Annotated in this window: 25 protein-coding genes and 2 pseudogenes; 9 read left to right on the top strand and 18 right to left on the bottom strand. The window is 73.6% G+C overall.

Annotated features, from left to right (window positions below; translation table 11 throughout):
• Positions 1-21 precede the first annotated feature (21 nt).
• From ACLJT4_RS13830 to ACLJT4_RS13785, 10 genes are all read right to left on the bottom strand, one after another.
• Entirely contained in the window at positions 22-1,125 is a 1,104-nt protein-coding gene (locus tag ACLJT4_RS13830; RefSeq protein WP_411122600.1) for an NAD(P)-dependent alcohol dehydrogenase, read from the bottom strand.
• A gap of 263 nt (positions 1,126-1,388) precedes the next feature.
• Positions 1,389-1,952, bottom strand: coding sequence for a cysteine hydrolase family protein (locus ACLJT4_RS13825; RefSeq protein ID WP_411122599.1), 564 nt, complete (start codon positions 1,950-1,952; stop codon positions 1,389-1,391).
• A gap of 133 nt (positions 1,953-2,085) precedes the next feature.
• Complete coding sequence (locus tag ACLJT4_RS13820) at positions 2,086-3,330, bottom strand: beta-ketoacyl-[acyl-carrier-protein] synthase family protein (protein ID WP_411122598.1); 1,245 nt, start codon at positions 3,328-3,330, stop codon at positions 2,086-2,088.
• Positions 3,327-3,596 carry an acyl carrier protein gene (locus ACLJT4_RS13815; protein WP_411122597.1) on the bottom strand — a complete coding sequence of 90 codons (270 nt, stop codon included), beginning with the start codon at positions 3,594-3,596 and terminating at the stop codon, positions 3,327-3,329. The genes ACLJT4_RS13820 and ACLJT4_RS13815 overlap by 4 nt, the downstream gene beginning before the upstream one ends.
• On the bottom strand, positions 3,569-4,669 hold the full coding sequence (locus ACLJT4_RS13810; RefSeq protein ID WP_411122596.1) for a beta-ketoacyl-ACP synthase III: 1,101 nt from the start codon (positions 4,667-4,669) through the stop codon (positions 3,569-3,571). The genes ACLJT4_RS13815 and ACLJT4_RS13810 overlap by 28 nt, the downstream gene beginning before the upstream one ends.
• 27 nt (positions 4,670-4,696) lie before the next feature.
• Positions 4,697-5,539: an SDR family NAD(P)-dependent oxidoreductase gene (locus ACLJT4_RS13805; RefSeq protein WP_411122595.1), complete on the bottom strand. Its 843-nt coding sequence runs from the start codon at positions 5,537-5,539 to the stop codon at positions 4,697-4,699.
• The gene (locus ACLJT4_RS13800) at positions 5,536-6,648 is read right to left on the bottom strand and encodes a 3-oxoacyl-ACP synthase III family protein (protein ID WP_411122594.1); all 1,113 of its coding nucleotides are present in this window, start codon (positions 6,646-6,648) and stop codon (positions 5,536-5,538) included. The genes ACLJT4_RS13805 and ACLJT4_RS13800 overlap by 4 nt, the downstream gene beginning before the upstream one ends.
• A 13-nt stretch (positions 6,649-6,661) precedes the next feature.
• On the bottom strand, positions 6,662-8,506 hold the full coding sequence (locus ACLJT4_RS13795; RefSeq protein ID WP_411122593.1) for an acyl-CoA dehydrogenase: 1,845 nt from the start codon (positions 8,504-8,506) through the stop codon (positions 6,662-6,664).
• Positions 8,478-9,386, bottom strand: a complete 909-nt coding sequence (locus ACLJT4_RS13790) for an ACP S-malonyltransferase (RefSeq protein WP_411122592.1) — start codon at positions 9,384-9,386, stop codon at positions 8,478-8,480. The genes ACLJT4_RS13795 and ACLJT4_RS13790 overlap by 29 nt, the downstream gene beginning before the upstream one ends.
• Before the next feature lie 305 nt (positions 9,387-9,691).
• Complete coding sequence (locus ACLJT4_RS13785) at positions 9,692-11,047, bottom strand: hypothetical protein (RefSeq protein ID WP_411122591.1); 1,356 nt, start codon at positions 11,045-11,047, stop codon at positions 9,692-9,694.
• Positions 11,048-11,473: 426 nt separating this feature from the next.
• Between ACLJT4_RS13785 and ACLJT4_RS13780 the strand changes: the two genes are divergently transcribed.
• On the top strand, positions 11,474-12,823 hold the full coding sequence (locus ACLJT4_RS13780) for a hypothetical protein (protein WP_411122590.1): 1,350 nt from the start codon (positions 11,474-11,476) through the stop codon (positions 12,821-12,823).
• A gap of 410 nt (positions 12,824-13,233) precedes the next feature.
• On the opposite strand, the gene ACLJT4_RS13775 is transcribed toward ACLJT4_RS13780, so the two are convergent.
• On the bottom strand, positions 13,234-13,974 hold the full coding sequence (locus ACLJT4_RS13775; RefSeq protein ID WP_411122589.1) for a maltokinase N-terminal cap-like domain-containing protein: 741 nt from the start codon (positions 13,972-13,974) through the stop codon (positions 13,234-13,236).
• Between ACLJT4_RS13775 and ACLJT4_RS13770 the strand changes: the two genes are divergently transcribed.
• A complete protein-coding gene (locus ACLJT4_RS13770) occupies positions 13,960-14,319 on the top strand; it encodes a DoxX family protein (protein WP_411122588.1) in 360 nt (119 codons plus the stop codon). The two genes, ACLJT4_RS13775 and ACLJT4_RS13770, sit on opposite strands and share 15 nt — an antisense overlap.
• Before the next feature lie 39 nt (positions 14,320-14,358).
• Here the strand turns inward: ACLJT4_RS13770 and ACLJT4_RS13765 are convergent, their stop codons facing one another.
• Positions 14,359-14,496, bottom strand: coding sequence for a hypothetical protein (locus ACLJT4_RS13765; RefSeq protein ID WP_411122587.1), 138 nt, complete (start codon positions 14,494-14,496; stop codon positions 14,359-14,361).
• A 128-nt stretch (positions 14,497-14,624) separates the two neighbouring features.
• On the opposite strand from ACLJT4_RS13765, the gene ACLJT4_RS13760 reads away from it, so the two are divergent.
• Together ACLJT4_RS13760 and ACLJT4_RS13755 are read left to right on the top strand one after the other, a co-directional pair.
• Positions 14,625-15,197, top strand: coding sequence for an RNA polymerase sigma factor (locus ACLJT4_RS13760; protein WP_411122586.1), 573 nt, complete (start codon positions 14,625-14,627; stop codon positions 15,195-15,197).
• A 151-nt stretch (positions 15,198-15,348) separates the two neighbouring features.
• A complete protein-coding gene (locus ACLJT4_RS13755; protein ID WP_103377144.1) occupies positions 15,349-15,591 on the top strand; it encodes a hypothetical protein in 243 nt (80 codons plus the stop codon).
• 258 nt (positions 15,592-15,849) lie between these two features.
• Here the strand turns inward: ACLJT4_RS13755 and ACLJT4_RS13750 are convergent.
• A pseudogene (locus ACLJT4_RS13750) lies at positions 15,850-15,957 on the bottom strand (nuclear transport factor 2 family protein); the annotation flags it as partial.
• On the opposite strand from ACLJT4_RS13750, the pseudogene ACLJT4_RS13745 reads away from it, so the two are divergent.
• Positions 15,955-16,125: pseudogene (locus ACLJT4_RS13745) on the top strand (PadR family transcriptional regulator); the annotation flags it as partial. The pseudogenes ACLJT4_RS13750 and ACLJT4_RS13745 sit on opposite strands and share 3 nt — an antisense overlap.
• A gap of 265 nt (positions 16,126-16,390) precedes the next feature.
• The gene (locus ACLJT4_RS13740; protein WP_233655784.1) at positions 16,391-17,146 is read left to right on the top strand and encodes an SDR family oxidoreductase; all 756 of its coding nucleotides are present in this window, start codon (positions 16,391-16,393) and stop codon (positions 17,144-17,146) included.
• A gap of 21 nt (positions 17,147-17,167) precedes the next feature.
• Here ACLJT4_RS13740 and arsB read toward each other — a convergent pair whose 3' ends face one another.
• The gene (arsB, locus tag ACLJT4_RS13735; RefSeq protein ID WP_411122585.1) at positions 17,168-18,268 is read right to left on the bottom strand and encodes an ACR3 family arsenite efflux transporter; all 1,101 of its coding nucleotides are present in this window, start codon (positions 18,266-18,268) and stop codon (positions 17,168-17,170) included.
• Positions 18,265-18,666 carry an ArsR/SmtB family transcription factor gene (locus ACLJT4_RS13730; RefSeq protein WP_411122584.1) on the bottom strand — a complete coding sequence of 134 codons (402 nt, stop codon included), beginning with the start codon at positions 18,664-18,666 and terminating at the stop codon, positions 18,265-18,267. The genes arsB and ACLJT4_RS13730 overlap by 4 nt, the downstream gene beginning before the upstream one ends.
• Positions 18,667-18,745: 79 nt before the next feature.
• Here ACLJT4_RS13730 and ACLJT4_RS13725 point away from each other — a divergent pair, with 79 nt between their 5' ends.
• Positions 18,746-19,180, top strand: a complete 435-nt coding sequence (locus tag ACLJT4_RS13725; RefSeq protein WP_411122583.1) for an ArsI/CadI family heavy metal resistance metalloenzyme — start codon at positions 18,746-18,748, stop codon at positions 19,178-19,180.
• Between the two features lie 163 nt (positions 19,181-19,343).
• Positions 19,344-20,027, top strand: coding sequence for a DUF4328 domain-containing protein (locus tag ACLJT4_RS13720; RefSeq protein ID WP_411122582.1), 684 nt, complete (start codon positions 19,344-19,346; stop codon positions 20,025-20,027).
• 215 nt (positions 20,028-20,242) lie between these two features.
• Here ACLJT4_RS13720 and ACLJT4_RS13715 read toward each other — a convergent pair whose 3' ends face one another.
• Positions 20,243-20,860, bottom strand: a complete 618-nt coding sequence (locus ACLJT4_RS13715) for a TOPRIM nucleotidyl transferase/hydrolase domain-containing protein (protein ID WP_411122581.1) — start codon at positions 20,858-20,860, stop codon at positions 20,243-20,245.
• Between the two features lie 245 nt (positions 20,861-21,105).
• On the opposite strand from ACLJT4_RS13715, the gene ACLJT4_RS13710 reads away from it, so the two are divergent.
• Positions 21,106-21,792 carry a hypothetical protein gene (locus ACLJT4_RS13710; RefSeq protein ID WP_411122580.1) on the top strand — a complete coding sequence of 229 codons (687 nt, stop codon included), beginning with the start codon at positions 21,106-21,108 and terminating at the stop codon, positions 21,790-21,792.
• A gap of 123 nt (positions 21,793-21,915) precedes the next feature.
• Here the strand turns inward: ACLJT4_RS13710 and ACLJT4_RS13705 are convergent, their stop codons facing one another.
• Both ACLJT4_RS13705 and ACLJT4_RS13700 read right to left on the bottom strand, forming a co-directional pair.
• A complete protein-coding gene (locus ACLJT4_RS13705) occupies positions 21,916-23,760 on the bottom strand; it encodes an FG-GAP-like repeat-containing protein (protein WP_411122579.1) in 1,845 nt (614 codons plus the stop codon).
• Positions 23,761-23,827: 67 nt separating this feature from the next.
• Positions 23,828-24,547 (bottom strand): hypothetical protein, encoded by a 720-nt coding sequence (locus tag ACLJT4_RS13700; RefSeq protein WP_411122578.1) that lies wholly within the window; start codon positions 24,545-24,547, stop codon positions 23,828-23,830.
• Between the last annotated feature and the right edge of the window lie 224 nt (positions 24,548-24,771).

Below are 24,771 nucleotides of genomic sequence, written 5' to 3'. Positions count from 1 at the left end.
GCGGGCCCGCCGGCCCTCCGCTCAGGGGAAGCGGAGCACGGGCTTGATGACCTCGCCCGCGGCCGCGGCCCGGGCGGCCTCCTCGATCTCGTGGAACGGGAACTCGGTGATGATCCCGTCGAGCGGCAGGAGGCCCGCGCGGTACCGGGCGACGAGGTCGGGGAGGAACGCGGCCGGTGCGGCGTCGCCCTCGATGACGCCGCGGATCCGGATGCCCTTCGTCATCACCGTCATGATGTCGAACTCGGCGCGGCCGCCGACCCCGACCAGGGCCAGCGTGCCGCGCTGGGCGAGTGCCGCGAGGGCCTGGGAGATCACGTCGGACCGCCCGGTGGTGTCGATGGCGAAGTGCGCGCCGCCGTCGGCGTGGTCGCGGACCGCGGCCCCGATGTCGGTCTCGGCGGTGGGGTCGACGGCCGCCACGGCACCGAACTCGACGGCCTTGGCGCGCCGGGCCGCCAGCGGATCGACGGCGATGACCCGGCAGCCCTCCGCGACCGCGGTCATCACGGAGGTGAGCCCGACGCTGCCCGTGCCGAAGACCGCGACCGACGAACCCCGCGGCGGACGCAGCACGTTGAGGACCGTGCCGACGCCGGTCTGCACCCCGCAGCCGAGCGGCGCCGCGACGGCCGGCGGCAGGTCGGCGGGGACCGTGACGACGTTGCTGGTGTGCGCGAGGGCGTACGTCGCGAAGGACGACTGGCCGAAGAAGCTGCCGTAGACGGTGCTGCCGTCGCCGGCCCGGGACAGCGGGCTGGTGCCGTCGGGCCGGGTGCCGGTGGCGTTCAGGGCGAAGATGCCCGTCTCGCAGTAGGCGGGGTGCCCGGCCGTGCACTGGCCGCAGCTGGTGCAACTGCGGTAGCTCAAGCACACGTTGTCGCCCGGGCCGACGTGGGTCACGGCGTCGCCGACCGCCGTCACCACACCGGCGCCCTCGTGGCCGAAGACCATCGGGCTGAGTTGCTGCGGCCACTTCTGCCGGGTGCTGAGGTCGGTGTGGCAGATGCCGGCCGCCGCGATCCTGACCAGGACCTCGTCGGGCCGGGGCGGGGCGAGAACCACGTCGTCGCGGACGGTGAAGGGGCCGCCGGGGGACTCCACGACGGCTGCCTGGATGCGCATCGATTCCTGTCGCTCTCTGGGACGTTGACGGATGGGGCCGGGGACGCGGCCGGCGCGACGCGGCGGTGGCCCGCGCCCGCTCGACGCCCGTGCGGTCGCACCTTCGCCGGACACCCCTCCGCGCCTGCTCGTTGGATGATCGCATGACCACGACGCGGGTGGGACTGACCGTGGCTGTTGCACGTGCTCCCCATCCCGCACCGGCCCCTCGCGCCCGCCAACATCCGTTGTGGGCACGCGCTGTTCGCGCGGCGCCGACCCGCTCAGTTCGGGATGAGGGCGGTGAGCCAGTCCTCGACGGCCAGGACGTCCGCCCACCGCGGGAACAGCCGGTCGGTGAGCGTGCGGTGCACCTCGGGGTCGGTGTCGAGGCAGGCGTCCGCCAGGACGGTGAGGCCGAAGTCCAGGTCGTTCGCCTGGCACAGGGTGTACAGCACGACACCGCTGGTGGCGATGCCCGTGAGCACCAGGTGGTCGATGCCGCGGACCCTGAGCACCAGGTCGAGGTCGCTCCCCGAGAACGCGCTCGCCCGCCGCTTGGTGATCACCACGTCGCCGTCCTGCGGGGCGACGTCGGGGTGGATCGCCGTGCCCGGGTCCCCCTCGGTGAACAGGCCCTCCCGCACCGCGGCGGAGAGCACCTTGTGGTGCGCGCTGACGTCCGGCCGGCCCGGCCGAAACCCGATCACCACGTAGATCACCGGGAGGCCCGCCGCGCGGGCGCCGTCGATCGCGCGGCGGACCCGCCGCAGGTACCCGGAGCCGCCGTCCGCGATCTCCACGATGTCCTGTTGGACGTCCATCACCAGCAGGGCGCTGTTGCCCATGGTCGCTGTCCTCTCTCCGCCGGGGAGGGCGGGTTCCACCGCCGACCACGAACGCGTCTCGGGGGGTTGGCCGGGGTGTGGAGCGATCTTCCCACCGGCCGGCGGTGCGGCGACATCGCCCGCCCGGATGACGTCAGGGGGCCGGCCGGAACGCGAGCACCGTGCAGTGGCCGCCGAAGCCCAGCGAATTGCTGAGCGCGAGGGGGACGGGCTGGCGGCGGGGGCGACCGGTCACCAGGTCCACGACCGGGGCGTCGGGGTCGGGATGGTGGAAGTTGGCGGTGGGCGGGACGGTCTGGTGCTGGACGGTGAGCGCGGTGAGCGCCGCCTCGATCGCGCCGGCGGCGCCCATGGTGTGCCCCAGGACGCCCTTGGCGGAGGTCACCGAAGGGGCCGCGGACCCGAAGAGCCGGCCCAAAGTGGCCGCTTCCGTACGGTCGTTGAGGGGGGTACTGGTTCCGTGGGCGTTGACGTGCGCGACGTCCGCCAGGGTGGCGCCGGCGGAGCGCAGCGCCTCCTGCGTGGCCAGCCGCAGGCCCCGGCCCTCCGGATCGGGGGCCACCGGATGGTGGGCGTCGGCGGCCATGCCGTGGCCGGCGAGCCGGGCCCGGACCGGCGCCCGGCGGGCGACGGCGTCCGCGGCGCGTTCCAGGACGAGCACCCCCGCGCCCTCCCCGAGCACGAACCCGTCCCGGTCGACGTCGAAGGGACGGGAGGCGCGGGCGGGGCTCCCGTGGCGGCGGGACAGCGCGCCCATGCGGGCGAACGCGGTGGCGCACAGCGGGGTGACCATGGCGTCGGCGCCGCCCGCCACCGCCACGTCGCAGGCCCCGGCGGACAGCAGGAGCGCGGCCAGCGCCACCGCGGCGGCGCCCGATGCGCAGGCCGTCGCGGTGTGCAGGACCGGGCCCCGGGCGCCGAGGGCGAGGGCCAACTGCCCCGCGGCCATGTTGGGGAGGAACGCGGGGAGGGTCAGGGGGGAGACGGCCCGGGGACCGCCGTCGGTCAGTTTGCGGAGCTGCTCCTCGTAGGTGCCCACGCCGCCGGCCGCCGACCCCAGCACCACCGCGACGCGCGCGGCGTCCCGGGCGGCCGGGTCCAGTCCGGCGTCGGCGACCGCCTCGTGGGCGGCCGCCAGGGCGAACTGGGTGCACCGGTCGTGCTGCCACGGCCGGGGCCCCGGCACCTGGGTGCGCGGGTCGAAGCCGGGCACGCGGCAGGAGAACCCGACCGGCAGACCGGCCAGTTCGGGGTCCGGGGCCGCGGTGCCCCGCCCGGCGCAGACTCCCTTCCAGGTCGCCGCGGTCCCGGAACCGGCCGGGGTGACCAGGCCGATTCCGGTGACCGCGAGACCCGCGTCGTCGCCTGGGACGCTCACTGCGGGGCTCCTCCCCGCTCGGCGACGCCCTCGACGGTCAGCTGTGCCGACACGACCTGCGCCACCTGTTCCAGGGTCAGTTCGGCGGTGGCGCCGTCCTCGTCCAACGGGACGCCCCAGTGCTCCTGGAGGGTGACGTAGAGCTCGACGACGGCGAGGGAGTCGAGTTCCAGGGCGCCGAGCGTGCTGTCGGGGCGGATTTCCTTGGCGTCCACCTCGAACTTGTCGGTGAGGACGGTCACGAGGTGGTCGTAGACAGGGTCCATGTCTTCCTCCGGTGCGTGGGACGGGGGGTGGCGTCGGTGGTGCGGGGTTCCGGGGCGTGGTCGTGGGGGCGGACGGCCGGCCAGGTCAGGGCGGCCGAGGCCCAGGTGAGGCCGCCGCCGAAGGCGGTGAGCAGGGTCGGGGTGCCGGGGGAGACCCGGCGGTGCGCGGCGGTGTCGGCGAGGGCCAGCGGGATCGACGCGGCGGCGGTGTTGCCGACGTCGCGGAGGTTGCCGTAGCGGTGGCGGGGCAGGATGCCGACCCGTTCGGCGACCGAGTCGAGGATCCGCTGGTTGGCCTGGTGGCCGATGAACGCCCCGACCACGGTCGGCGACCACCCGGTCTTCTCCAGCACGGCCCGCGAGGACTCGGTCATCCGGCGCACCGCCTGCCCGTACACCTCGCGGCCGCGCATCCGGAAGTAGTGGTCGTCACGGCACCGTCGGCGTGCCGGATCGGGCTGCCGGGCGCCGCCGGCGGCGATCGCGATGAGGTCGCTTCCGGTGCCGTCGGAGCCCCAGTCGGTGGCCGCGACCGCACCGGGCTCGGCCCGGTCGCCGGCGCGCAGCAGCACCGCGCCGGCCCCGTCGCCGAAGATCACCGCGGTGTCCCGGTCCAGCGGGTCGATGATGCGGGAGTAGGTCTCGGCGCCGATCACCAGGGGGCGGGTGCAGACACCGGTACGGATCAGCGCGGTGGCGACCGTGAGGCCGTACAGGAAGCCCGAGCACACCGCCGCCAGGTCGAAGGCGGGCACGGTGCCCAGGCCCAGCCGGTGGGCGACCTCGGGCGCGGTGGCCGGACAGCGCCGGTCGGGGGTGGTGGTGGCGACGAGCACCAGGTCCGCCCGGGCCCGAGCGGACTCCTGCGCCGCCCGGCCGGCCGCCACCGCGAGGTCCCCGGTGCTGGTGTCGTCCTCGGCGGCCCGGCGCCGGGCGATGCCGGTGCGGGTGCGGATCCACTCGTCGCTGGTGTCCAGGACACCGCGCCGCCGGACGTCCTCGTTGGTCAGCACCCGCGGCGGCAGGCAACTGCCGATGCCGTCGATCACGGCTGTGGGACTCACCGTTGTCATGGTGGTGTTCCTCGATTCGCGGGGCGGTCAGGCGGTGAACGGGGACGGCGGTTTGGGGATGCCGGCCAGCCCGCCGTCCGGCACGGAGGCGCCGCCGTCGAGCACCAGGGCCTGCCCGGTGAGGTACGAGGCGGCGGGGGAGGCCAGGAACAGCGCGGCGTGGGCGATCTCGTCGGGTTCCGCCCAGCGGCCCAACGGGACGTGCGCCATCAACCAGTCCGACAGCGGCGCCTGGGAGGAGGCGAAGGTCGTCATGTCGGTGCGGGTCCAGCCGGGGCACAGCGCGTTGACCCGGATGCCGTCGCGCGCCCAACCGACCGCCAGGCTGCGGGCGAGCGCGATCTGCGCCGCCTTGGAGGCGCCGTACGCCTCCATCCGCGGGGTGCCGGCGACCCCGGCGAGCGAGGACATCACCACCACGCTGCCCCGGGACGAACCGGTGAGGTGGCGGTGGGCCCGCCGGCACAGCGCGGCGGTGGCGTTGAGGTTCACCGACACGACGCGGTCCCAGTCGGCCTGCGCGGAGTCCTGGAGGGGCACGAGGATCGGGGCGCCGTCGTCCTGGGCGGGCAGCACGCCCGCGTTGTGGACGAGTACGTCGAGACCGCCGAGCGCGGCCGCCGCCTCGTCCACGACCGCCTCGGCGACCCCGGGTTCCGCGAGGTCGCCGGGGACCAGCACCGCCGTGCGGCCCTCGTCCTCCACCAGCGTGGAGGTCTCCTTGAGCGCGCCCGAACTCCGTGCGGACAGTGCGAGGTCGGCGCCGGCCCGGGCGAGGGCCACGGCGGTGGCCTTCCCGATGCCCCGGGAGGCGCCGGTGACCAGGACCCGTGCCCCGTCCAGTCGGAACGGGGCGTGAAGGGACGTCATGAGGAACTCCTCTGCAAGGCGGGGGTGGGGCTGGTGGACGTGGGGGGTGGGGCGGGGGCGTGCTGCGCGGCCCGGGTGGGGGCGATGCGGATGGTGGGCGCTCCGGTCCAGGTCAGCAGGGCGCTGCCCCAGGTCACGCCGGCGCCGAAGACGGCCAGCAGGATCCGGCCGCCGGGCGGCAGCAGTCCACGGGCGGCGGCGCCGGCCAGCGCGTACGGGGCGCTCGCGGCCCCGATGTTGCCGACCTCGTCGCCGACGATGACCAGCCGCCCGGGTGGGATGCCGATCCGTTCGCCGAGGCTGCGCAGCAGTACCGGGTTGGGCTGGTGGGTGATGACGGCGTCGATGTCCTCCAGCCGCAGGTCGTTGGCGGCCAGGCTCTCGCGCACGAGCCGGGGGAAGATCTCGACGATGAAGTCCCGCACCGCGCGGCCGTCCATGTGGATGTGGTGCCGGTGCGCGCCGAGCGTGGCGGGACTGGCCGGGACGCGGCTGCCGCCGGCCGGGATCAGGACGTGGTGCGCGCCGGTGCCGTCGGAGCCCAGGCGGAAGTCGCCGAACCCGGCGCCGTCGTGCACCGGGCCGAGCACCGCGGCCGCCGCCCCGTCGGCGAACAGCACCGCGGTGCCCCGGTCGGTGGGGTCGAGGAACTTCGAGTACGCCTCGACGCCGACCACCGCCGCGTACCGCGCGCCGCCGCTGCCGCGCAGCCAGTCGTGCGCGACCCGGGCCGCGAACAGCCAACCGGCGCAGGCGGCGCTGACGTCGAGCGCCACGGCGTGCCGGGCCCCGATCAGGGCCTGGATGCGGCAGGCGGTGGACGGGCCGAGTTCGTCGGGGGTGGAGGTGGCGGCGATCAGCACGTCGAGCTGGTCGACGTCGATGCCGGCGGCGGCCACCGCGGCGCGGACCGCGTTCGCCGCCAGGTCGGACGCCGCCTGGTCGGGGTCGGCGACGTGCCGGGTGTGCACGCCGGTGCGCTGGGCGATCCACTCGGCGGTGACGCCGGCGGCGGCCGCGACGTCCTGGTTGGTGCGGGTGTCGTGCGGCAGGTAGGTGCCCATGCCCAGGACACCGATGTGCGGCAGGGGGGAGGAGTGCGGGCTCATGACGGCCTTCCGGTCACCGGTCGAGGGAGTCGTACAGGGCGGCCGCGTAGTCGTCGGCGGCCAACGGGGCCGGCGCCGCGCCCGGAGGTGCGCCCAGTGCCTCGCACAGCAGCGGGAGGTGGGGCAGCAGCCGGTCGCACAGGCCGTCGACCACCGCGGGCAGCGCCCGGACGGTGGCCGGGGCGAGCGCGCCGGTGGCCAACAGCCCGCCGGCCAGGCGACGTGCCTCGACGGCCCCGTAAAGGGCGGCCAACGGGCGCAGTACACACCGGAGTTCGGGGTCGTGGACGGCTTCCACGGCGGCGGCCACGGCGTCCGCGACCAGTCGGGCGCCGTACGCCTCCCCGAGGCCGTGTGCGGAGTCGAGCAGCGGGTTCCACAGGTCCAGCCCGGTCCGTCCGACCCGGGCGCCTTGGCGGACGGCGCGGTGCAGGTCCTCGCGCAGCCACCCCTCCTGCGACCGGGCCACCGCCGGCCACCACCCGGGGTGGTCCGCGGGAACGGCGGCCGGCCGCACGGTGCCGCCCGGTCCGCCGCCCCGCTCCTGCGCGAGCGCCCGACCGGCGTCCAGCAGGATCAACTGGCTGTCGCCGCCGGCGGTGTCGAAGGCGTGCGCGAAGCCGTGGTAGCCGTCGAGGAGGTTGGGGCGCAGGAAGCCGGCGAGCCCGCAGCGGTGCTGGCAGTCGCCGGCCACCCGGGCGGCGCCGCGCACCGTGACCGCCTTGAGCACCGCCAGCGGCCGGTCGACGGCGGTCCACGGGGAGAAGGTCATCCCGTCCGCACGGTGCGCCGGGGCGCCGTGCGCCGCGGCACTGCGGGACCGGGTCCAGATCTCCCGTGCGGTCCGACCGGCACAGGTCAGCGCGAACGAGGTGGCGAGCGCGCCGAGCAGCGCGTGCTGCTGGTTGCGGAACTCCAGCACGCTCGCGCCGGGGGCCAACCGGCCGTGGGCGCGGCGGTGCGCGGCGAAGCGCAGGGCCGTCACGGCCGACTGGCGGGCCATCGTGGCGACCGCCGACGGCAGGGTGGCCCACAGGACCTGCCCCACGGACAGGGTCCGTTGGAGCCGCGCGTCCGGACCGCCCAGCGGATCGTGGAAGGCCCCGTCCGCGTCGATGCGTGCCCGGTCCCGCAGCCAGTGCCGGTACGGCACCCGCACCCCGTCGAACCGCACCAGTGCGTAGTCCAGGGGCAGCGAGGGCACGTCGAGGGTGCGGGTCACCTGCACGCCGGGGCGCGGGCCGTCGGCGTCGGTGAGCTCCACCAGGAACGAGAACACCCCGCGTGCGGTCCCGTCGACCACCAGCCGGGCGCACACCACGGCGCTCTGCGGCACGCCGGACCCCCCGACGCCGGAGAACTTCGCCGCACCCACCACCGGTGTGTCGAGCACGAACTCCCGGGTCTGCGGGTCGAACCGGGCGGTGGTCCGGATGCCCAGGTGGCTGCTGGCGTCGCCGACCTCGGTCACCAGGAAGACGCCCTTGGTGCGGCCGGTGGCCAGCGCCTGCCAGGGACGGCCGAGCGCCGCCGGGTCGTCGGCGAGGGTGACGACGGAGCCCAGGCAGAGCACGTAGTGGTTGACGACGGCCATGTAGAGCGGCGGGTCGGCGAGCGCCACGCACTCGCTGAGCACCGAGAGTTGTTCCGGGTCCCGGAACAACTCGCCCACCGGGGGCAGGTTGTCCGCGAGGAGCCGCAGGCGCCGGTGCACCCGCTGGGCGGAGTCCTCGGGAGGGTCGGCGGCCCGCTCGCGGTCGGCCGCCAGGGCGGTCAGGAGGCGGCTGCGCAGGGTGTAGGGGCGGGCGCCGTGGACGAGCGCGTCGAGCTCACCGGGCGGTTGCGGGTACGTGGTCATCGTGTTGGCTCCAGAAGGCGGCGGCGAGCGCGGCGTTCGGCCGGTCGGCGGTCGGGGCGCCGGGCCGCGGCCAGGGGAAGGTGGGATCGGTGAGCGGCGCGCGGGCGTCGGCCGCCTCGGACGGCAGGGTCCGCCGGATGCTGCGGCTCAGCGCCCCGCCGGTGCCGGCCTCGAAGAACAGGGTGCGACCGCCGGCACTCAGCCCGTCGAGCACCGCCGGCAGCCGCACCGGGTGGACGAGGCAGTTGGCCAGGCCGCGGTGGACGTCGTCCCCCGGCCGGTAGGGGCCGCCGTGGACGGCCGAGTGCACGGGCATCCGCGCCGGGCGGGGGGCGAGGTGCCGGATCGCGGCGGCGAAGGCGTCCGCGGGCCCGGTGAGGGACGGGTGGTGGGAGGCGAACGGCAACCGCAGGCGCGCGGCCGGCAGGCCCCGGCGCGCGGCGACGTCCTCCACGGTGCCCAGTTCCGGCAGCGGCCCGCTGACGATGGTCTCGTCCGGAGCGTTGACGCAGGCCAGTGCGACGCCGGGGCGACCGGCGGCGCGCAGCAGGTCCTCCGTGCGCTCCGCGCCGGCCCCGATCAGCGTCAAACCCCCCGCGCAGTGCGCCAGTTGGCGAGCCAGGAGACAGGCGATCCGGGCGCCCTCGGCGACCTCGAACACGCCGGCCGCCGTGAGCGCGGCGATCTCCCCGAAGCTCACGCCGAGCATCCGGTCCGGCGCCAGGCCGGTGGCGCACAGCGCGCGGTGCACGGCCACCGACGAGCAGAACAGGGCGAGTTGGGGGGTGCCCACACTGCCGGCGGCGAGCTCGCGACCACTGGGCGGCGCCTCGCTCAACAACGCCTTCGCAAGCGGCACGATCCCGAATTCGTCACTCACCTCTTCGGCCTCTTCGCATACGTCGCGTACGGCTTTCCGTACGACTGCGTGCGTGCGAATCGCCCGGCTCAGCGGACTCACCGCGAAATCGCCCTGCCCGGGGAAGACATGGACGATCCTCAGTGGTTCCGGGTTACGTTTCCCTCTTTTGGCCGCGACGGCATCAGGCATTTCTCGCCCCATTTCCGGTGGTTCCTGGTCGGTGTTGTCCCATTCAACATCCGTCCTCGGGCCCGTGGACTTCGTTCCCGGTCCGGGGCTGTTGAAAGGGGTGAACGCGCAGGCCGTGCGGTGCCCCGGGAGTGCTACGAGGGTGACGTCACGGCGAACGTCCGGTGCAACACGGCGCTCGCCACCGGGAGTTTCCGGAAGGGCGTCAGCAGTTGCCGCAATCGACCGGCGGCCAGATCGGCCGTTCCGGACCGCAGCTGGACGTAGTGGTCGAGGAAGGAATTCCACGAGGCGCATGCCTCTTCCACATGACCGAGCCCCATGAGTATTTCCGCGTGCTGGGCGTGACTCAGTGCCATGCCCCGGTGGTCCGCCGTGGAACGGTGCGCCAGTGAGTTCGCCAACGCCGCCCGGGCGGCCGGCAGGTCACCGGAATGTCTGAGGACCTCGGCGCTCTGGAACTCCAGCGAACCGGCCGAATAGGCGGTGAACGGCTCCACCGCGCCGCCGCGCTCGGCCTTGGCCAGTGCCCGCTCGGCCCGGTCCAAGGACTCCCGCGCCGCCCGATGCCGCCCGTAGGCCGCCTGCGTCACGGCCAGTTGGGACAGCAGGAACGCCCGGGCCGGCCCCTGGGAGGCACGGGTGGCGGCGGCGGCCTCGGCGGCGAGCAGGGCGGTGCGCCGGTGGCCCAGCGCCAGCCCCTGGGCGCTCAGCCCGCGCAGGACGACGGCGCGCGCCGTGGCGTCCCCGGACTCGTCGGCGATCCGCAGCGCCGTGCTGAAGTGGCGCTGGGCGAGCCCGTGGAGCGACGCGTCCTGATACATCCGGGCGAGCAGGAACGCGAGCCGGGAAGCCTCCACCAGCAGCTCGCTGTGGGGCTGGCGGCCGTCCCGCTCGCGCAGCAGCGGAGCGATGTCGTCCGCGAGGTACGCGGCCAGCGCCGACCGGGCCCGGCGCCCGCCGTGCGCGTCGAAGGAGGCCGAGTAGAAGCGCACCGCGAGCCGGACGACGCCGAGGTCGGCGCCGGCGTCCGGCGCGCCGCGCGGTGCCCGGGGTGTCGGCACCCGCTCCGCGCTGGCGTCCGCGGCCCGCGCCAGATCCGCTTCCCGGTACGGCATCACACGGGCCGCGGCCCGCCGCGCGGGGTCGTTCTCCATGCTGCACAGCTCGGTGAGCGCGGCGCCCACCGGAAGGGCGGAGAGGGGGAGCCGCCCGCCCGCCGGAGCGGACGGCTCCCCGGAGAGCCCCGCCGCGGCGGGGGAGACCGAGCGGCCCAGCCGCCGGGACAGCGCCTCCGCGATCAGTTCCGGCGCCGGTGGCGCCGGACGGGTCCCGCTGAGCCAGTGTGCGACGGCCGTGCGGTCGTAATTGAGGTCGAGGTCTATCTCCGCGGCCAGGGCGTTGACCGTGCGTGCCAATGCCGCCTGGGTCCAGCGGGCCTCCGCCAACAGGGCCCGCAGATTGGCGTTGCGGCGGCGTGACGAGGGCACCTAGGGCTCCCGGCACGGTGGTTCGGGCGGGATGCGGAGCACCCGTGCCGCGTCATTCCGCGTCAATTCCCCGGTCATGCCGCGGATGCCCGAAGGAGGGGAGCCGGAGAAACGGGTGGTGCCAAAGGAGTTCATGGGGAGCGACGTCCGTACGTGGAATTGCCGTGGTGCCTGATCAATTTCCTACCCACCGCTGCGGGGGCCCTCCGGAGTGTCCGGGGAATTCTTCCGGGGCAGCCTCTCCGTGGCCGGAAAGGCGCCCTGCGGACCGCTGAGCCGTAGCCAACAGCCGTCCACCAACGGAACCATGAAACCAGCCCAGGTGGAACGCCGGACCACGGCGGGAAGCGTGAACGTGTTGAAAGCCACTCGTCCCGACGAACAATCCTTAGCCCGAGCCTGACCATTGAGCGAGGCACAGAGACGATGACGCCCCCGCGCCGCCCCAACCGGATGCTCGCGGCACTGTTGGCCGAGGCCGACTGGACCGCCACCGACCTCGCCCGCGCCGTCAACGCCCTCGGCGCCGCCCAGGGAGTGCGCCTGCGCTACGACCGCACCTCGGTGGCCCGCTGGCTCAACGGAGCCCGCCCCCGGCCGCCAGCCGGCCAACTGATCGGCCAGGCGCTGGGCCGGCGCGTCGACCGCCGGCTCACGCCCCGCGACACCGGGTTCGCCGACCCCGACCCCACCGGCGGCACCCTGACGACCGTGCTGCGCGGCGGCGACCCGGTGCTCCGCCTCGCCGCCCTCTGCCGCGCCGAGACCGACCCCGCGCACCGGGCCGACCTGGCGCGCACCGTCCTCTCCGCCCCGCCACCCCCGTTCAGCGGCTGGGGGAGCCGACGCCCGACCCTGCCCCCGGCCGACCTCCGCGCACCGCAGGCGTCCGCCGCGGCCCCGGCGCGCCTGGAGGCGGTGGCCATCCACAGCGCCCACGTGGCCGAACGGCACGGCGGCGCCCACGGCCGCCCCGCGCTCGCGGGCTACCTCGCCACCGAAGTGGTGCCGCTGCTCACCGCCCCCGCACATCCCGCGGTCCGACGGGCCCTCCTCACCGCCGCCGCGCACCTGACGCTCCTCCTGGCCGGCCGCACCGGCGAAACCGGGCACCCCGCCCTCGCCCAGCACTACTACGACATCGCCCTCGAACTCGCCCGCGCGGCCGGCGACCACAGCTCCTACGCGATCGTCCTGCGCTGCCTCAGCCTCCAGGCGCACCAACTCGGCGACCACCACCAAGCGCTCGCCCTGGGCGAGGCCGCCATCGAGATCGCGGGATCGGCGGTGCCCAGCGCGGTCCGCTCCTACCTGCACGCGGGACGCGCCGTCGTCCGGGCCGGTGCCGGTCAGAGCCGGGCCGCGGCCGCCGACCTGCTGGCGGCGGAGCAGCACCTGGCGCGCGCCACCGGCCCCGAAGGCCCCTTCACCAGCTATCCGGAGACCGCCCTGCGCTACCAGCGGGCCGAGGTGCTGTCATGCCTGGGCGAGCACAAGGCCGCACTCGGCGAACTGGCCAACTCCCTCGCCTGCCGGCCCGCCGACCACCACAAGGCCCGCACCCTGCTGCACGCCCAGCTCGCCCACACCCTGCTCGCCCTGAACGAGGTGGACGCGGCCGTGGAGCACTCCCTGCAGGCACTGCGCCACCACCGGCAGCTGACCGCGGGTTCCGTGCACGGCACGCTGCCCCGGCTGGCTCAGCGGCTGGCCCCGCATCAACGCAATCCGCACGTCAAGGCGTTCCGGGAGCGGCTGCGCGCGACGGCCTGGTGAGGTCGGCGCCGTCCGCCTCCTCCGGACGGCGTGGCCGCAGGTCGGCCGGTCGGCCTTCCGCTCCCTCGCCGGCCGCAGGCCCCAGGGGGAACCCGCCCAGCAACACCATCGCCACGTCCACAGGATCCGTCACAAGGCCAATAAGGGGGAGCGCAGCGCCCGTATCGATTCCCGGCACGCCCAGCCGACCGCACTGTTCACCCGGACGCACGCAGTCCGCCCGCCCTGCGGGCTCTGCGACGCCCACCGCCGGCCACCCCCGGAACTGTGCCCGGGCGCAGGGAAATTGCCCGCCCGGCAGCACCATGCCGACCGCACCGCACCGCGTCGAGCACCGCCCGGCCGGCCGCCCGGAACGCCGCGGCGCCCGCGGGGGCCCACCCCGGCGCGCGGTGCCGTCGTCGTGGGCCTCAGGCGCCCGACGGGCGGAGGGTGGCGAACACGCCGCGGTGCTCCGCGCCGTCGCCCGACCGCCAGACACCGGTGACCGCACCCAGGAGCCCCGGGCCGTCGGCCGCGACGCCGGCACCGGCCAGGGGCTCCAGCCGGCGCGCGAGGCGCAGGCCGAGGCCGCCGGAAGCCGGCACCGACCGGTCGGCCGCCGCCCCGGACGCCTGCTCCGCGTCCGGTGCGGTGGTGGTCGCCAAGGCGAGCTCGGTGCCCCGTGCGTCGTGGGCGACGGTCACCACCGCCACCACCCGCGACGAGCCGAACGCCGCGGCGTCCTCGACATGACGCGTCACGGAGTCGTCTCGGGTGTCGGAGTCGTTCTGCGACTGCGGCACGGCACGCCCCTGGAACACCGCGAGCAACTCGGCCGCGAACACCGGGTCATGGGCTCCGTCGTAGATCCACCGCTTCCCCAGGACACCGTGCCGGGTGGTGCCGACCAGGGCCTGCTCCGCACCGTCCAGCGGCGCCCCGCGGTAGGTGAGCGGGACGAGGTAGGACCGCGGAACGGCACCGGACCGGTCCGTGACGACCAGGCATTCGATGCCCACCTCGCCCTGTGGATCGTCGAGCCGGAAGCCCCCCGCCTTCGTCAGCTGCGGTGACCGGTGCTCGCCCCGGAACCACGGCTGGCCGGGCAGCCAATCGGTGAGGACTTCCAACTTGGTGGGCTTGAGCGTGGTGTGGTGAATGACAGCCATGCCCCGTCAACACCACCCCCACCCACTTCATTCCACACCCAACGTCGTTCACTCCAACGTCGTTCCGCGCCGCGTTATTCCGCGCCCACGGGGTGCCTGAGCCGTCCTGGCACCCCGTGGCTCGGCGCGCTCAAGGGCGCGGGAGCGGCCGGGCTGCTGGTCGGCCTCCTCGGCTTCCGCCCCCTCGGCGTCGCCGCCGCCGTCGGGCTCGTCCTCTTCTTCGTCGGCGCCGTCGTCGCCCACGTCCGGGCGCGTGCCTACGCCACCATGGCCGCTCCCGCCGGGTACTTGGGACTGGCGGTGGCCTCGCTCGCCCTCACCGTGCTGAGGCAGGGCGGAGCGTGACGCCGCGGCGGAGGCGAGCGGGCACCGCGCCCGGTCCCACTACTCGTCCAGGAGCGACAGGAGCAGGGTGACCACGACGACCCCGATGCCGAGGGCCGCGCCGAGCACGGGGTGGTAGTAGGCGAGGTAGACGGCCAGGCCGCCGAGTACGAGGGCGAGGGCAGTACGCGTGTCCATGCCGTGAGGTCCCGTCGGGGACCGCGGATTTTTCATCCGGCGGCGATGAAAGGAATCGGGGCGCCGACTCGTCCTCCCCTTGAGCCCGGGGCCCTGTTGCGGTACCCGGTCAGTGGAGAGGACGACACATGAGGCAGCTCTCAGGGGGCGGCGACGACTCCGGAGAGGCGCACCGCCGGTTGTCGAAGGCACGCGAGGCCGCGCTGATGGAGGACGCGCTGCGCGCCATCGAGCCCCGGCTGATCTCCTCGGTCACGCGGGTCACGCGTGATTACCACCTGGCCCAGGACATCACCCAGGAGACCTGCATAGCGGTGCTCCAGGAGTTCCGCCGGGGTACCAAGTTCGAGAAGCCGATCATCGTGTTCGCGACCGTCGTCGCCCGCAACAAGCTCCGGGACCATTGGCGCAAGGCGTCGTCGAGCGAGCGGCTCTACGACGAACCCCCGGAACACGCACGGCAGTTAGCGTCGAGCCCGGCCGCCGGGCTGGAATACCTCGAACTGCTGGAGTCGGTGAAGACCGCGATCGCCGACGAACGGCAGGCGGCCGTCTGGGAACTCACCCACGTCTGGGGACTGAAGGGCGTCGAGATCGCCGAGCTGCTGGAGATCTCGTCCGCGACGGTCAGCCGTGAGCTGGCCGCGGCCGAGACCAAGGCGAAGCGCTGCCGTGACGATGAGGAACCGGCCCCCGCGTAGGCCACGGCCCGGGCACCCGGCCGCCGCGCCCGGCCTTGGCGCGGCGCCGGACCGGACCTCGCCCCGGGGCCACGGGAACGGTCGTCGACCGACCCCGTGGCCCCCGGGTGGGACCGATCCACCTCCAACAGTTCCTGAGGGAAGGGTGACCATGAACAACAGCCATTCCTCTCCGCACGAGAGGATGCTGGCCTACCTCCGAGAGGGGGACCAGCTCGTGCCCCCCGACGCGCGCAGCCCGCGTGACGGGGAAGCCCGGTACGACATGCTGTCGGCGGCCGCCGAGACGACCGCGACGGCGACGAACCCGCCCGAACGCCTCGACGTGTCGCCGGACGCCTGGTACCGGGACGGGCTCGACGAGACGCTCGGACGATCGGTGGTGAAGTGGTGACGCGGCGACCGGACCCCGCGGGTGCCGGTCCGGAGGCATGCGCAGGGCTCCCGCGCACGGCTGCGGGCGTTCCCGGAAGTTACCAACCGTGTTGCGAGCGGGGGCGATTCCAGGACCCTCGCCAGGGGGAGGCGGGGTTCGGGCCCGCCCCGACGTTCCGGTGCGGCACACGAGGGTTGCCGCAGCGGACGTCGGCGTAGCTCGGCGACGTGACCGGCGGCGCGGCCCACACAGGGGGATGGGCCGCGCCGCTCCGCGTCACGTGCGGCCGGGCGCAGGTGCCAAACCGTCGGCCACCAACCCGGCGAGGACCGCCTCGCCCAGGGCCTGCACGGCGGACTGCGGCCGCACCATCACGTTGATCTGCGGGGCGCACGCACCGAGGAGGAGCACCTGCGCCACGGCCCCCACGTCGGCCCGTACCTGACGTGTCTGCACGGTCTGGCCTTCGAGGAGGGCAACCGCGACCGGTGCGCCCGTACGGCGGCCGTACTGCAAGCCAGGCTGACGGCGGAGAACACCGCCCGGGACTGACCGGACGCCCCGGGCGCGGCACGGTGCCGTTGACGGTTCGGCCCTGGGAACCACCGGCGTCCGACCGGGCCGCGCCCCCCCGCCGAACGCCGTCCGCCGGCCGAGTGAGCCGCGGGCGCCCTGCGGATGCGATCACCGGGGGGCCTGCATAGCGTCGGGATGGCCGCGCGCCGCACGTGAGGGGCCAGGCCCCGGGAGTGCGGGCGCCGGTGTGTGCCGGCACGCCCGCGCGGGGACGGACACCCATCTCACGAGGAGACGCGTCATGCCCGCTCGTACGCTCAAGGACAAGGTCGTCGTGGTCGGCGGCGCCTCCAAGAACCTCGGCGGCCTGATCAGCCGACAACTCGGCGAACACGGCGCCAAGGTCGTGGTCCACTACAACAGCGACGCGTCCCGCTCCGGCGCCGAGGAGACGGCCGCCGCGGTCAAACAGGCGGGCGGGGACGCGGTGACGCACCAGGCGGACCTGACGCGGGTGGTCGGCGTCGAGGGGCTCTTCGACGCGGCGTTCGACGCGTTCGGGCGGGTGGACGCGAGCGTGAACACCGCCGGCATGGTGATCAAGAAGCCGATGACCGAGACCTCGGAGGCCGAGTACGACCGGATGTTCGCGGTGAACTCCAAGGCCGCCTACTTCATGATGCGCGAGGCCGCCAAGCGCATCGACCGCGACGGCTCGATCATCACCGTCGTCACCTCGCTCCTGGCCGCCTACACCGGCCTGTACTCGGTCTACGCCGGCAGCAAGTCACCGGTCGAGCACTTCACCCGCGCCCTGTCGAAGGAACTCTTCGGCCGCAACATCAGCGTCAACAACATCGCCCCGGGCCCGATGGACACCTCGTTCTTCTACCCGGCCGAGACCGACGACTCCGTCGCGTTCCACAAGTCCTCGTCCATGAACGGCGAACTGACCAGGATCGAGGACATCGTGCCGCACGTCATCTTCCTGCTCACCGAAGGATGGTGGCTCAACGGCCAGACGCTCTTCATCAACGGCGGGTACACGACGCGCTGACCCGGCCGGCGGCTCGTGCGGTCAGGTTCGGGCGGACTCCCCGGCGGGAGCAGGGGCGTCGGGGAAGAGACGGCGGGCGGCGAGGGCGACGTAGACCAGGCCGATCAGCACCGGCACCTCGATGAGGGGGCCGACGACGCCGGCCAGGGCCTGCCCGGAGGTCGCACCGAAGGTGGCGATGGCGACGGCGATGGCGAGTTCGAAGTTGTTGCCGGCCGCGGTGAACGACAGCGTCGTCGCCCGCGGATAGTCCAGGCCGACGGCCTTGCCCAGGGCCATGGACCCGGCCCACATCACCGCGAAGTACACCAGCAGCGGCAGGGCGATCCGCGCCACGTCCAGCGGCCGGGAGGTGATCGCGTCTCCCTGGAGGGCGAAGAGCACCACGATCGTGAACAGCAGTCCGTAGAGGGCGAATGGGCCGATCCGCGGGACGAACCTCGTCTCGTACCAGGTGCGGCCCCTGGCCTTCTCGCCCAGCCGGCGGGTGAGGAAGCCGGCCGCCAGCGGGATGCCGAGGAAGACCAGCACGCTGCGGGCGATCTCCCACACCGAGACGTCCAACCCGGTCCGTTCCAGCCCGAGCCAGCCGGGCAGGACCGAGAGGTAGAACCAGCCCAGCAGGCTGAACGCGAGGACCTGGAAGACGGAGTTCAGGGCAACCAGGACGGCGGCGGCTTCGCGGTCGCCGCAGGCCAGGTCGTTCCAGATGATGACCATGGCGATGCAGCGGGCCAACCCGACGATGATCAACCCGGTGCGGTATTCCGGCAGGTCGGGCAGGAAGAGCCACGCCAGGGCGAACATCACGGCCGGGCCGACCAGCCAGTTGATCACCAGCGAGGGGATCAGCAGGCGGCGGTCGCGGGTGACGGTGTCCAGGCGGTCGTAGCGGACCTTGGCCAGGACCGGATACATCATCACCAGCAGCCCGAGCGCGATCGGCAGCGAGACGCCGGTGACGGTGACCTTCGCCAGCGCGTCGCCCAGGCCGGGCACCAGGCGGCCCAGACCGAGGCCGCCGGCCATGGCCAGCAGGATCCACACGGCCAGGAAGCGGTCCAGGAACGACAGTCGGCCCGCGACCGGCCCCGCCCCCGCGGTGGCGTCCTGCGCCGTCACGAGGCGGCTCCGGCGGGCGACGGGTCGGCCTGGGGCAGTGCCTGGCCGGCGGGACGGGTCAGGATGCCGGCGAGGCGGTCGGTCATCTCGGGCAGCAGCCAGTAGTAGACCCACGTTCCGCGGCGTTCGCAGTCGATCAGTCCGGCCTGCCGCAGCAGCTTGAGGTGGTGGGAGATCGTCGGCTGCGACAGGTCGAACGCCGGCGTCAGATCGCACACGCACACCTCGCCGCCGGCCCGCGAGGCGATCATCGACAGCAGTCGCAGGCGCACCGGGTCACCCAGGGCCTTGAAGACCTTCGCCAGCTCGGCGGCCTGGCCCTCGTCCAGCGGCGCGGTCAGCAGCCCCGGACAGCACTCCTGGGCCTCGCCGGCCACCCCACGCTCTTGATTCGACATGCGTCTATGTTGACGCACTTCGATCCAGGGTGCAAGGTGACATCGACAAGTGTCAATGCAACCTGCTGAGGAGTGCACGATGTCCCGAGTCCAGCTTGCCCTCAACGTCCCCGACCTCGACGCGTCGGTCGCGTTCTACACCAAACTCTTCGGCGTCGAGCCGGCCAAGCGTCGACCCGGCTACGCCAACTTCGCCCTCACCGAGCCGCCGCTGAAGCTCGTCCTGATCGAAGGCGAGCCCGGCCAGGAGACCCGCCTCGACCACCTCGGCGTCGAGGTCACCTCCACCGACCAGGTCACCGCCGCCACCGACCGCCTCAAGGAAGCCGGCCTGGCCACCTTCGAGGAGAACGACACCTCCTGCTGCTACGCCCTCCAGGACAAGGTCTGGGTGCACGGCCCCGGCAAGGAGCCCTGGGAGGTCTACGTCGTCAAGGCCGACGCCGACCGGATGGGCACGTCACCCGTCCCGCAAGGCGACACCTGCTGCTCCGGCGGTGCGCCCTCGGCCTGAGGGCCTCGTCCACGCGCCCCAAGTCCGGCCATCCCGAGCCCCGTTGACGACCTTGCGCACGCGGCGGCGCTCCTCCCCGCGCCCCTGGCGTACCCGTTCGGTTGCCTGGAACGTTGTCCGACGGGACTGTGACATTCGGGCCGGAGCAGGTCAGGATGGCCGGGTGAACGCTCATATAACTCAGCAGGCACTGTGCCCGGTACGGGGACGCGCTCGAAGTGCCGTCGCCACCCTCGTCCTCGCCGGCGCCGCCTGGGCGACCCAGGCCGTCTGGCACGTCCGGCTCGCCGCGGCCGGGCTGCCGCCTTCGGGGCTGCCGAACCAGGGGGACGGCCGACACCGCCCGCTGACCGGGCTGGAGAACGCCTACCACCTCGTCAGCGCCCTGGCGGATGCGGCCACGTTGGTCTGTGCGGTCGCCTTCCTCCTGTGGCTGTCGCGCGTGCGGGACAACGCGCACGTCCTCTCGGGACGGCCGCCGCGCCATGCCTCGCCGTGGGTCCTCCTGGGCTGGATCGTGCCCGTCGCCCAACTGTGGGTACCCCGCGGGATCGTCGTCGACGCCCACCAGCGGAGCGCCCCCACGGAACGGGTGCCGCGCGCCGTGAACTGGTGGTGGGGACTGTGGCTGGCCGGGATCCCGAGCGGGATACTGAAGTTCAGCGTCTCCACGGACGAGGTCATCGCGCGTGCCTACAGCGACGTGCGGCTCCTGTTGGCGGCTGATGTGGCCGTCGTGGCCGCAGCGGTGGCGGCCGTCTTCGTCGTCCGGGAACTGACCGCCGTCCAGCAGAAGCATCTGGGCGGTGCGGGACGACCGGAGGGCAGCGCCGCGGTCCTGCGTTGAGCCGGCACTTGGCCGACGTCCCACCGCGACGGGTTCCAACGGGTGGGAGCCAAGGTCTACGTGGCAGCGGCCCCCCTCCGCGGCCGGGCCTGGCGGGCGTGCTCCTCGCACGGGACTGGCTCGCGGTCGCTGCACGGGCCTCACAGGTCACGACCTCCCAGCTCACGACCTCCCAGCTCACGACCTCCCAGCTCACGACCTCCCAGCTCACGGCCTCACAGGCTCGCGAGGAGGCGGTCGAGCGGGGGCGGTGTCCGGTCCGGTGCGAGGGCCTCGACGAGCAGCCGGCCGTAGCGGATCTTGCGGCCCTTCTTCGTGCCGAGGAAGCGCCGCGCCTGCTGATGCCTGGGCCGGCCGTGCTGTGCGGGCTGGCGCTGGAACGTCTGCCAGGCGCGCACGTCGCCCTCGGCACTGATGATCTCCTCGACCCCCACCGTGCCCAGCGCGCGGATCAGTTCGTCCTCCAGGTCCGCAGCGCACACGTAGACGTCCTCCAGCGGTGCCTGTGCCCGCGTCAGGCCGCGTTCGTAGAAGCCCCGTTCGCCCTCGTCGCAGAGTCCCGTCAGGCGCAGACCGAGGCCGGGCGGCCCGAGGAGGCCGGCGTAGCGGGCGACGCTCATCGCCCCGCCCATCGGCATGACGCACACACCGTCGGCGGCCAGGTCCCGGCCACGCCGGGCGGCCAACGCCTCGACGGCCGCGAGATCGCTCAGTCCTTCCACGAGCACCGCGGTCCGCACGCCCAGTCCGTCCGCCAGATCGCGCGCCGGCCCGTCGGGACCGCCCGTCGCCCAATGGGTGACCGCATCCCGGAACGCCTCCGTGTGCGCCATGGGGCGAGTCTGCCCTCCCACCCCGTGCCACGGCACGGAAATATTCGACGTCCGCACGACGTGCGGCGGCAGGTGTGCTCCGGTCGCCACGGCTCGGCTCCTCCGGGATTGCCTTGGCGTCCGTCCCCGCTCACAGCCGTGTTAGCCAGGCGTTAGCGGAGCGGCGGCCTGGCGATAGCGCCCTCGCACAGAGTGGGGGCGTCGCGAGGAATCCTCGCCACCGACTGCCCCGGAGGAAACACGACATGCGCTCCAGCACCACCGTCCGCATCGCCCGCAGCCGTTCTCTGCGCGTTGGCGCGGCGGCCCTGACCGCGGCCGCCGGCCTGTCCCTGGTTGCCTGGTCCGGCTCGGGCGCCACCGACGCCAAGCCCGCGGGACGCACGAGCGCGAGTGCGGCGGTCGCCGATGCCAGTCCCGCGGGCTGGTCCGGTTTGCAGAGCGTCGGCGCCAAGGCGTCCCTCACGGGCGAGCACTCGGGCGGCACGCGCGCCTCCACGGCCAAGTCGGCTTCCCCGGTCCGCACCCAGACTCTGGTGGACGGCAGCACGGCCAAGATCTACGACCTCGGCGGCCAGCGCTACCGAGCCGAGATCGTCAGCCGCGGTGCGGTGTTGGCGACGTTGCAGACGACGGGGGAGGAGATCGACGCCGGGCTGGACGCCAACGACATGTTCGTGGTGCTCACGATGGGCGGCGAGGTCCACTCCTGGATGGGTGGTGGGCAGCAGGGGCCCGGCACGTTCCACCTTGCCGGTGGTTGGACCGCAAAGGTGACGAAGATCGGCGAACTGCGGTACCGCGCGCAGATCATCGGCCACGACGGCTCGGTCGACGCCACGTTGGAGACCAAGGGCCACGACGTCGGCCTCGACGCCAACGGCGTCTCCATCGTGCTCAGCGCCGGCGGCGTGCTCAGCGCCCACGAGTGAACCCCGTGCCGACTGCGGGCGGTGGAGCCCACGGCGGTGGCTCCGCCGCCCGCAGTCAGAGGACGCCCCGGACGGTGCCGGGCCGGCCCTCCAAGGCCAGCAGGGGCGTCCCGTTCCCCCGGACTACCGGGTCCTGAAGCGCCGGAAGAGGTTCCGGGCCACGTACACCCCCGGGCCGCCGAAACCGACGATGTCGACGCGCCCGTCACCGGTGATGTCGGCGAGGAAGCGGGGGTGGCGGTCGACCCGCCAACCGCCGGAGTCCTCGTTGTATCCGAAGCCGCTGCACACCAGTTGGGCCTGCTCGAACGTGCCGTCGCCGCGGCTGTGCGACACCCAGACCCCCTCGTCGCCGAAGCCGACGACGTCGGGGTTGCCGTCGCCGGTGACGTCGCCGAGGAATCGGAGGTGCTTCGTGCTCGTCCATCCCTGGGCGGGCCCGAAGTCGTTCAGTACGAGCTTCGCGGGCCCGAACGTGCCGTCGCCGCGCCCCCGCGAGACCACGACGCCCTGCGGGCCGAACCCGACGAGGTCGAGCGATCCGCCACCGGTGGTCCTGAGCAGGAACCGGGGGTGCTCCTCGACCGTGCCCCACCCCTGGTCGACCCCGAAGGCATCGAGGACGTACAGGGGGTCGGCGAACGTCCCTTCCTCGTCCTGGAGCGATACCCAGACGCCGTCGTCGTGGCAGCCGACGACGTCGAGCCTGCCGTCTCCGGTGGTGTCGCCGAGGAAACGCGGGTGCTTGGCGGCGAGCCACCCACCCGCCTTCTCGTCGTGGCCGAACGCCCGGAGGACCGGCTCGTCGCCGATCGGCGCGAACGTCCCTTCCTCGTCCTGGAGTGACACCCAGACGCCGTCGTCGTGGCAGCCGACGAGGTCGAGCCTGCCGTCTCCGGTGGTGTCGGCGAGGAAGCGGGGATGCCTGTCGGCGAGCCACCCACCGGCCGGCTCGCCGTGTCCGAACGCCTTGAGGACCGGCTCGCCCGCGGGCGCGAACGTCCCGTCCTCGCCCTGAGGGGACACCCGGACACCGTCGGCGGCGAGCACGACGACATCGGGCTTGCCGCGGCCCGTCGTGTCCACGAGGGTCCACAGGTCCTCGGGGCCCGCCGCGGGTACGGGAGGGTGCAGGACGCGCTCTTCGTCGTCGAACGTGCCGTCGCCCCTGCTGGACGACGTCACGGCCCCTTCCTCGGGCTTGAGCCCCACGACGTCCGCCCGCCCCGCTCCCGTGGTGTCGGCGAGGAACCGCGCTCCGGCCCCGGCCCACCAGCCCGGTTGTCCGCCGGGAGCGCGGGTGACCCCTTCGCTCTTCCACTGCCCGGCGGCCTCGTCGCTCCCGAACCGCTCCAGGACCAGCAGCATGTTGCTGAAGGAGGGCGTCGCGCCGGGGGCCGGCCGCAGCGCGGTCGAGGGGGCCAGCCGCCAGGATTGGCGGCCGTTCCAGTGCCCCAGTGCCGCCCAGCGCAACGCGGGGTCACTGGTGCGCTCGGGCTCGGCCGGGACGAACCGCCACCGCTGGCTCTCCGCGCCGTCGTCGTGCTCGCGCAGGACGACCCGGGTGTCGTCCGCGCCGGGCTCGTCGAGGTCGAGGACGGCGCCGTCGGTCGCGCCCTCGATGAAGTAGAGGCCCGCTTCGCCCTCAACGGGGACGACGTGCCACTGCTGACCCTGATTGCCGTCGGCGGCGTCCCACTGGCGGACGGCGCGGTCCGCGGCAGCGGGGTCGTCGAGCACCTTGCCGGTGACCGCGTTGCGGATCACATATCCCTGGTCGTCCTCTGTTTCCTCGCCTTCCGCGGCCTGCACGGGGGCGAGCTGCCACTGCTCCGGGCGCGGGCCGTCATCGGGGAAGTCGCGGACGACGAGTGCCCCGTCCGCGGTCGGCGCGGCCTCGGTGCCGAGGGGCTTCCCCGTGGCCGCGTTGACGATCTCCAGCTTCAGTTCTTCCGTGGGCACGGACATCGTGGTGCCTCTTCCAGGCGGTTCGGGCGTTGGCTCGGGACGGTTCTGGCACGGCGACGGCCGCGGATCACGTGAAGACGTGGTGGTACGGGACGTTCCACTCGCTGGGCAGCCGCGGATAGAACGTGTTGATGACCGTCCCGGTGAAGTCCCCGCCCCAGTTGTAGGTGAGGCGCACCTCGCTGTCGGCCGTCACCGCGTGGTCCTTGAACCCGAGGATGGCGTCGGGGTGGGTGATCGGCACGAAGGTGATCCCGCCCCACGGCGTCACCGTGACGACCCAGAGCTGGGTGTCCTCGGGCGCGCCGTTCTTCCCGCGCCACTTGTCGCCGACCTTGTCGGGGAGCCCGACCTGAACGGTGTCGGCCGTGCTCTTCGGGGCTTCCTGGTGGACGGTGATGCGCCTGCGCTTCGGCTTCGGGGCGCCGTCGTCGCCGCGACCGGCGTCGGCTTCGCCCGCACCGGCGGGTTTGGGCGACACCTGGCCCGCGGCGCTCTCGATGACGTACAGCGGTCGCTGCCCGAAGAAGCCGGCGGGGGTGATGTACCAGAGGTGGCCCTGCGCTTCCTTGGTGTCCGGGTCGAGCGCGGTGGCCAGCTTGACCCCCTTGTCGTGGCTCTCCTCCTTCAGCTCGGCGGGCCGCAGGTAGCCGCCGTTGAAGGCGTGGACGAGCATGACCGGCCGGTTTTCGAGCAGTGCCGCCACGATCGCGTTGTCGTAGCTGTTCACCGCCACCGGTCCGCCGACCACCAAATTCGACATCGCCGTGCGTTCTTGGGTGTACATCGCGAAAACCTCACCTGTTCTGAATGTGGAGAACAACGCGTCGGGCGGTCAGTTCAGTGCTTTATCGCGCGGAATTACTGGAGCTTCGATCGCCTTCGACGAAGACGACTTCGAAAGCGATGAGATGGCCGGATCCAATACCCTCACCCACGTCAACGGCCGAGGCCGCGGTGCGCACAGGCAGGACTGTCGGAGAGTCATCATCGGGTGATTGGCGGCGCCTC

The organism is Streptomyces sp. x-19, assembly GCF_046549115.1.
Taxonomy (GTDB): Bacteria; Actinomycetota; Actinomycetes; order Streptomycetales; family Streptomycetaceae; genus Streptomyces; species Streptomyces albulus_C.
This window is presented reverse-complemented; position numbering and strand designations above follow the sequence as displayed.

Excerpts from the sequence above, each read along its gene's own strand:
- ACLJT4_RS13830 (WP_411122600.1), bottom strand. The coding sequence starts at position 1,125 with ATGCGCATCCAGGCAGCCGTCGTGGAGTCCCCCGGCGGCCCCTTCACC.
- ACLJT4_RS13825 (WP_411122599.1), bottom strand. The coding sequence starts at position 1,952 with ATGGGCAACAGCGCCCTGCTGGTGATGGACGTCCAACAGGACATCGTG.
- ACLJT4_RS13815 (WP_411122597.1), bottom strand. The coding sequence starts at position 3,596 with ATGGACCCTGTCTACGACCACCTCGTGACCGTCCTCACCGACAAGTTC.
- ACLJT4_RS13810 (WP_411122596.1), bottom strand. The coding sequence starts at position 4,669 with ATGACAACGGTGAGTCCCACAGCCGTGATCGACGGCATCGGCAGTTGC.
- ACLJT4_RS13805 (WP_411122595.1), bottom strand. The coding sequence starts at position 5,539 with ATGACGTCCCTTCACGCCCCGTTCCGACTGGACGGGGCACGGGTCCTG.
- ACLJT4_RS13800 (WP_411122594.1), bottom strand. The coding sequence starts at position 6,648 with ATGAGCCCGCACTCCTCCCCCCTGCCGCACATCGGTGTCCTGGGCATG.
- ACLJT4_RS13795 (WP_411122593.1), bottom strand. The coding sequence starts at position 8,506 with ATGACCACGTACCCGCAACCGCCCGGTGAGCTCGACGCGCTCGTCCAC.
- ACLJT4_RS13780 (WP_411122590.1), top strand. The coding sequence starts at position 11,474 with ATGACGCCCCCGCGCCGCCCCAACCGGATGCTCGCGGCACTGTTGGCC.
- ACLJT4_RS13775 (WP_411122589.1), bottom strand. The coding sequence starts at position 13,974 with ATGGCTGTCATTCACCACACCACGCTCAAGCCCACCAAGTTGGAAGTC.
- ACLJT4_RS13765 (WP_411122587.1), bottom strand. The coding sequence starts at position 14,496 with ATGGACACGCGTACTGCCCTCGCCCTCGTACTCGGCGGCCTGGCCGTC.
- ACLJT4_RS13760 (WP_411122586.1), top strand. The coding sequence starts at position 14,625 with ATGAGGCAGCTCTCAGGGGGCGGCGACGACTCCGGAGAGGCGCACCGC.
- ACLJT4_RS13755 (WP_103377144.1), top strand. The coding sequence starts at position 15,349 with ATGAACAACAGCCATTCCTCTCCGCACGAGAGGATGCTGGCCTACCTC.
- ACLJT4_RS13740 (WP_233655784.1), top strand. The coding sequence starts at position 16,391 with ATGCCCGCTCGTACGCTCAAGGACAAGGTCGTCGTGGTCGGCGGCGCC.
- ACLJT4_RS13730 (WP_411122584.1), bottom strand. The coding sequence starts at position 18,666 with ATGTCGAATCAAGAGCGTGGGGTGGCCGGCGAGGCCCAGGAGTGCTGT.
- ACLJT4_RS13725 (WP_411122583.1), top strand. The coding sequence starts at position 18,746 with ATGTCCCGAGTCCAGCTTGCCCTCAACGTCCCCGACCTCGACGCGTCG.
- ACLJT4_RS13715 (WP_411122581.1), bottom strand. The coding sequence starts at position 20,860 with ATGGCGCACACGGAGGCGTTCCGGGATGCGGTCACCCATTGGGCGACG.
- ACLJT4_RS13710 (WP_411122580.1), top strand. The coding sequence starts at position 21,106 with ATGCGCTCCAGCACCACCGTCCGCATCGCCCGCAGCCGTTCTCTGCGC.
- ACLJT4_RS13705 (WP_411122579.1), bottom strand. The coding sequence starts at position 23,760 with ATGTCCGTGCCCACGGAAGAACTGAAGCTGGAGATCGTCAACGCGGCC.
- ACLJT4_RS13700 (WP_411122578.1), bottom strand. The coding sequence starts at position 24,547 with ATGTACACCCAAGAACGCACGGCGATGTCGAATTTGGTGGTCGGCGGA.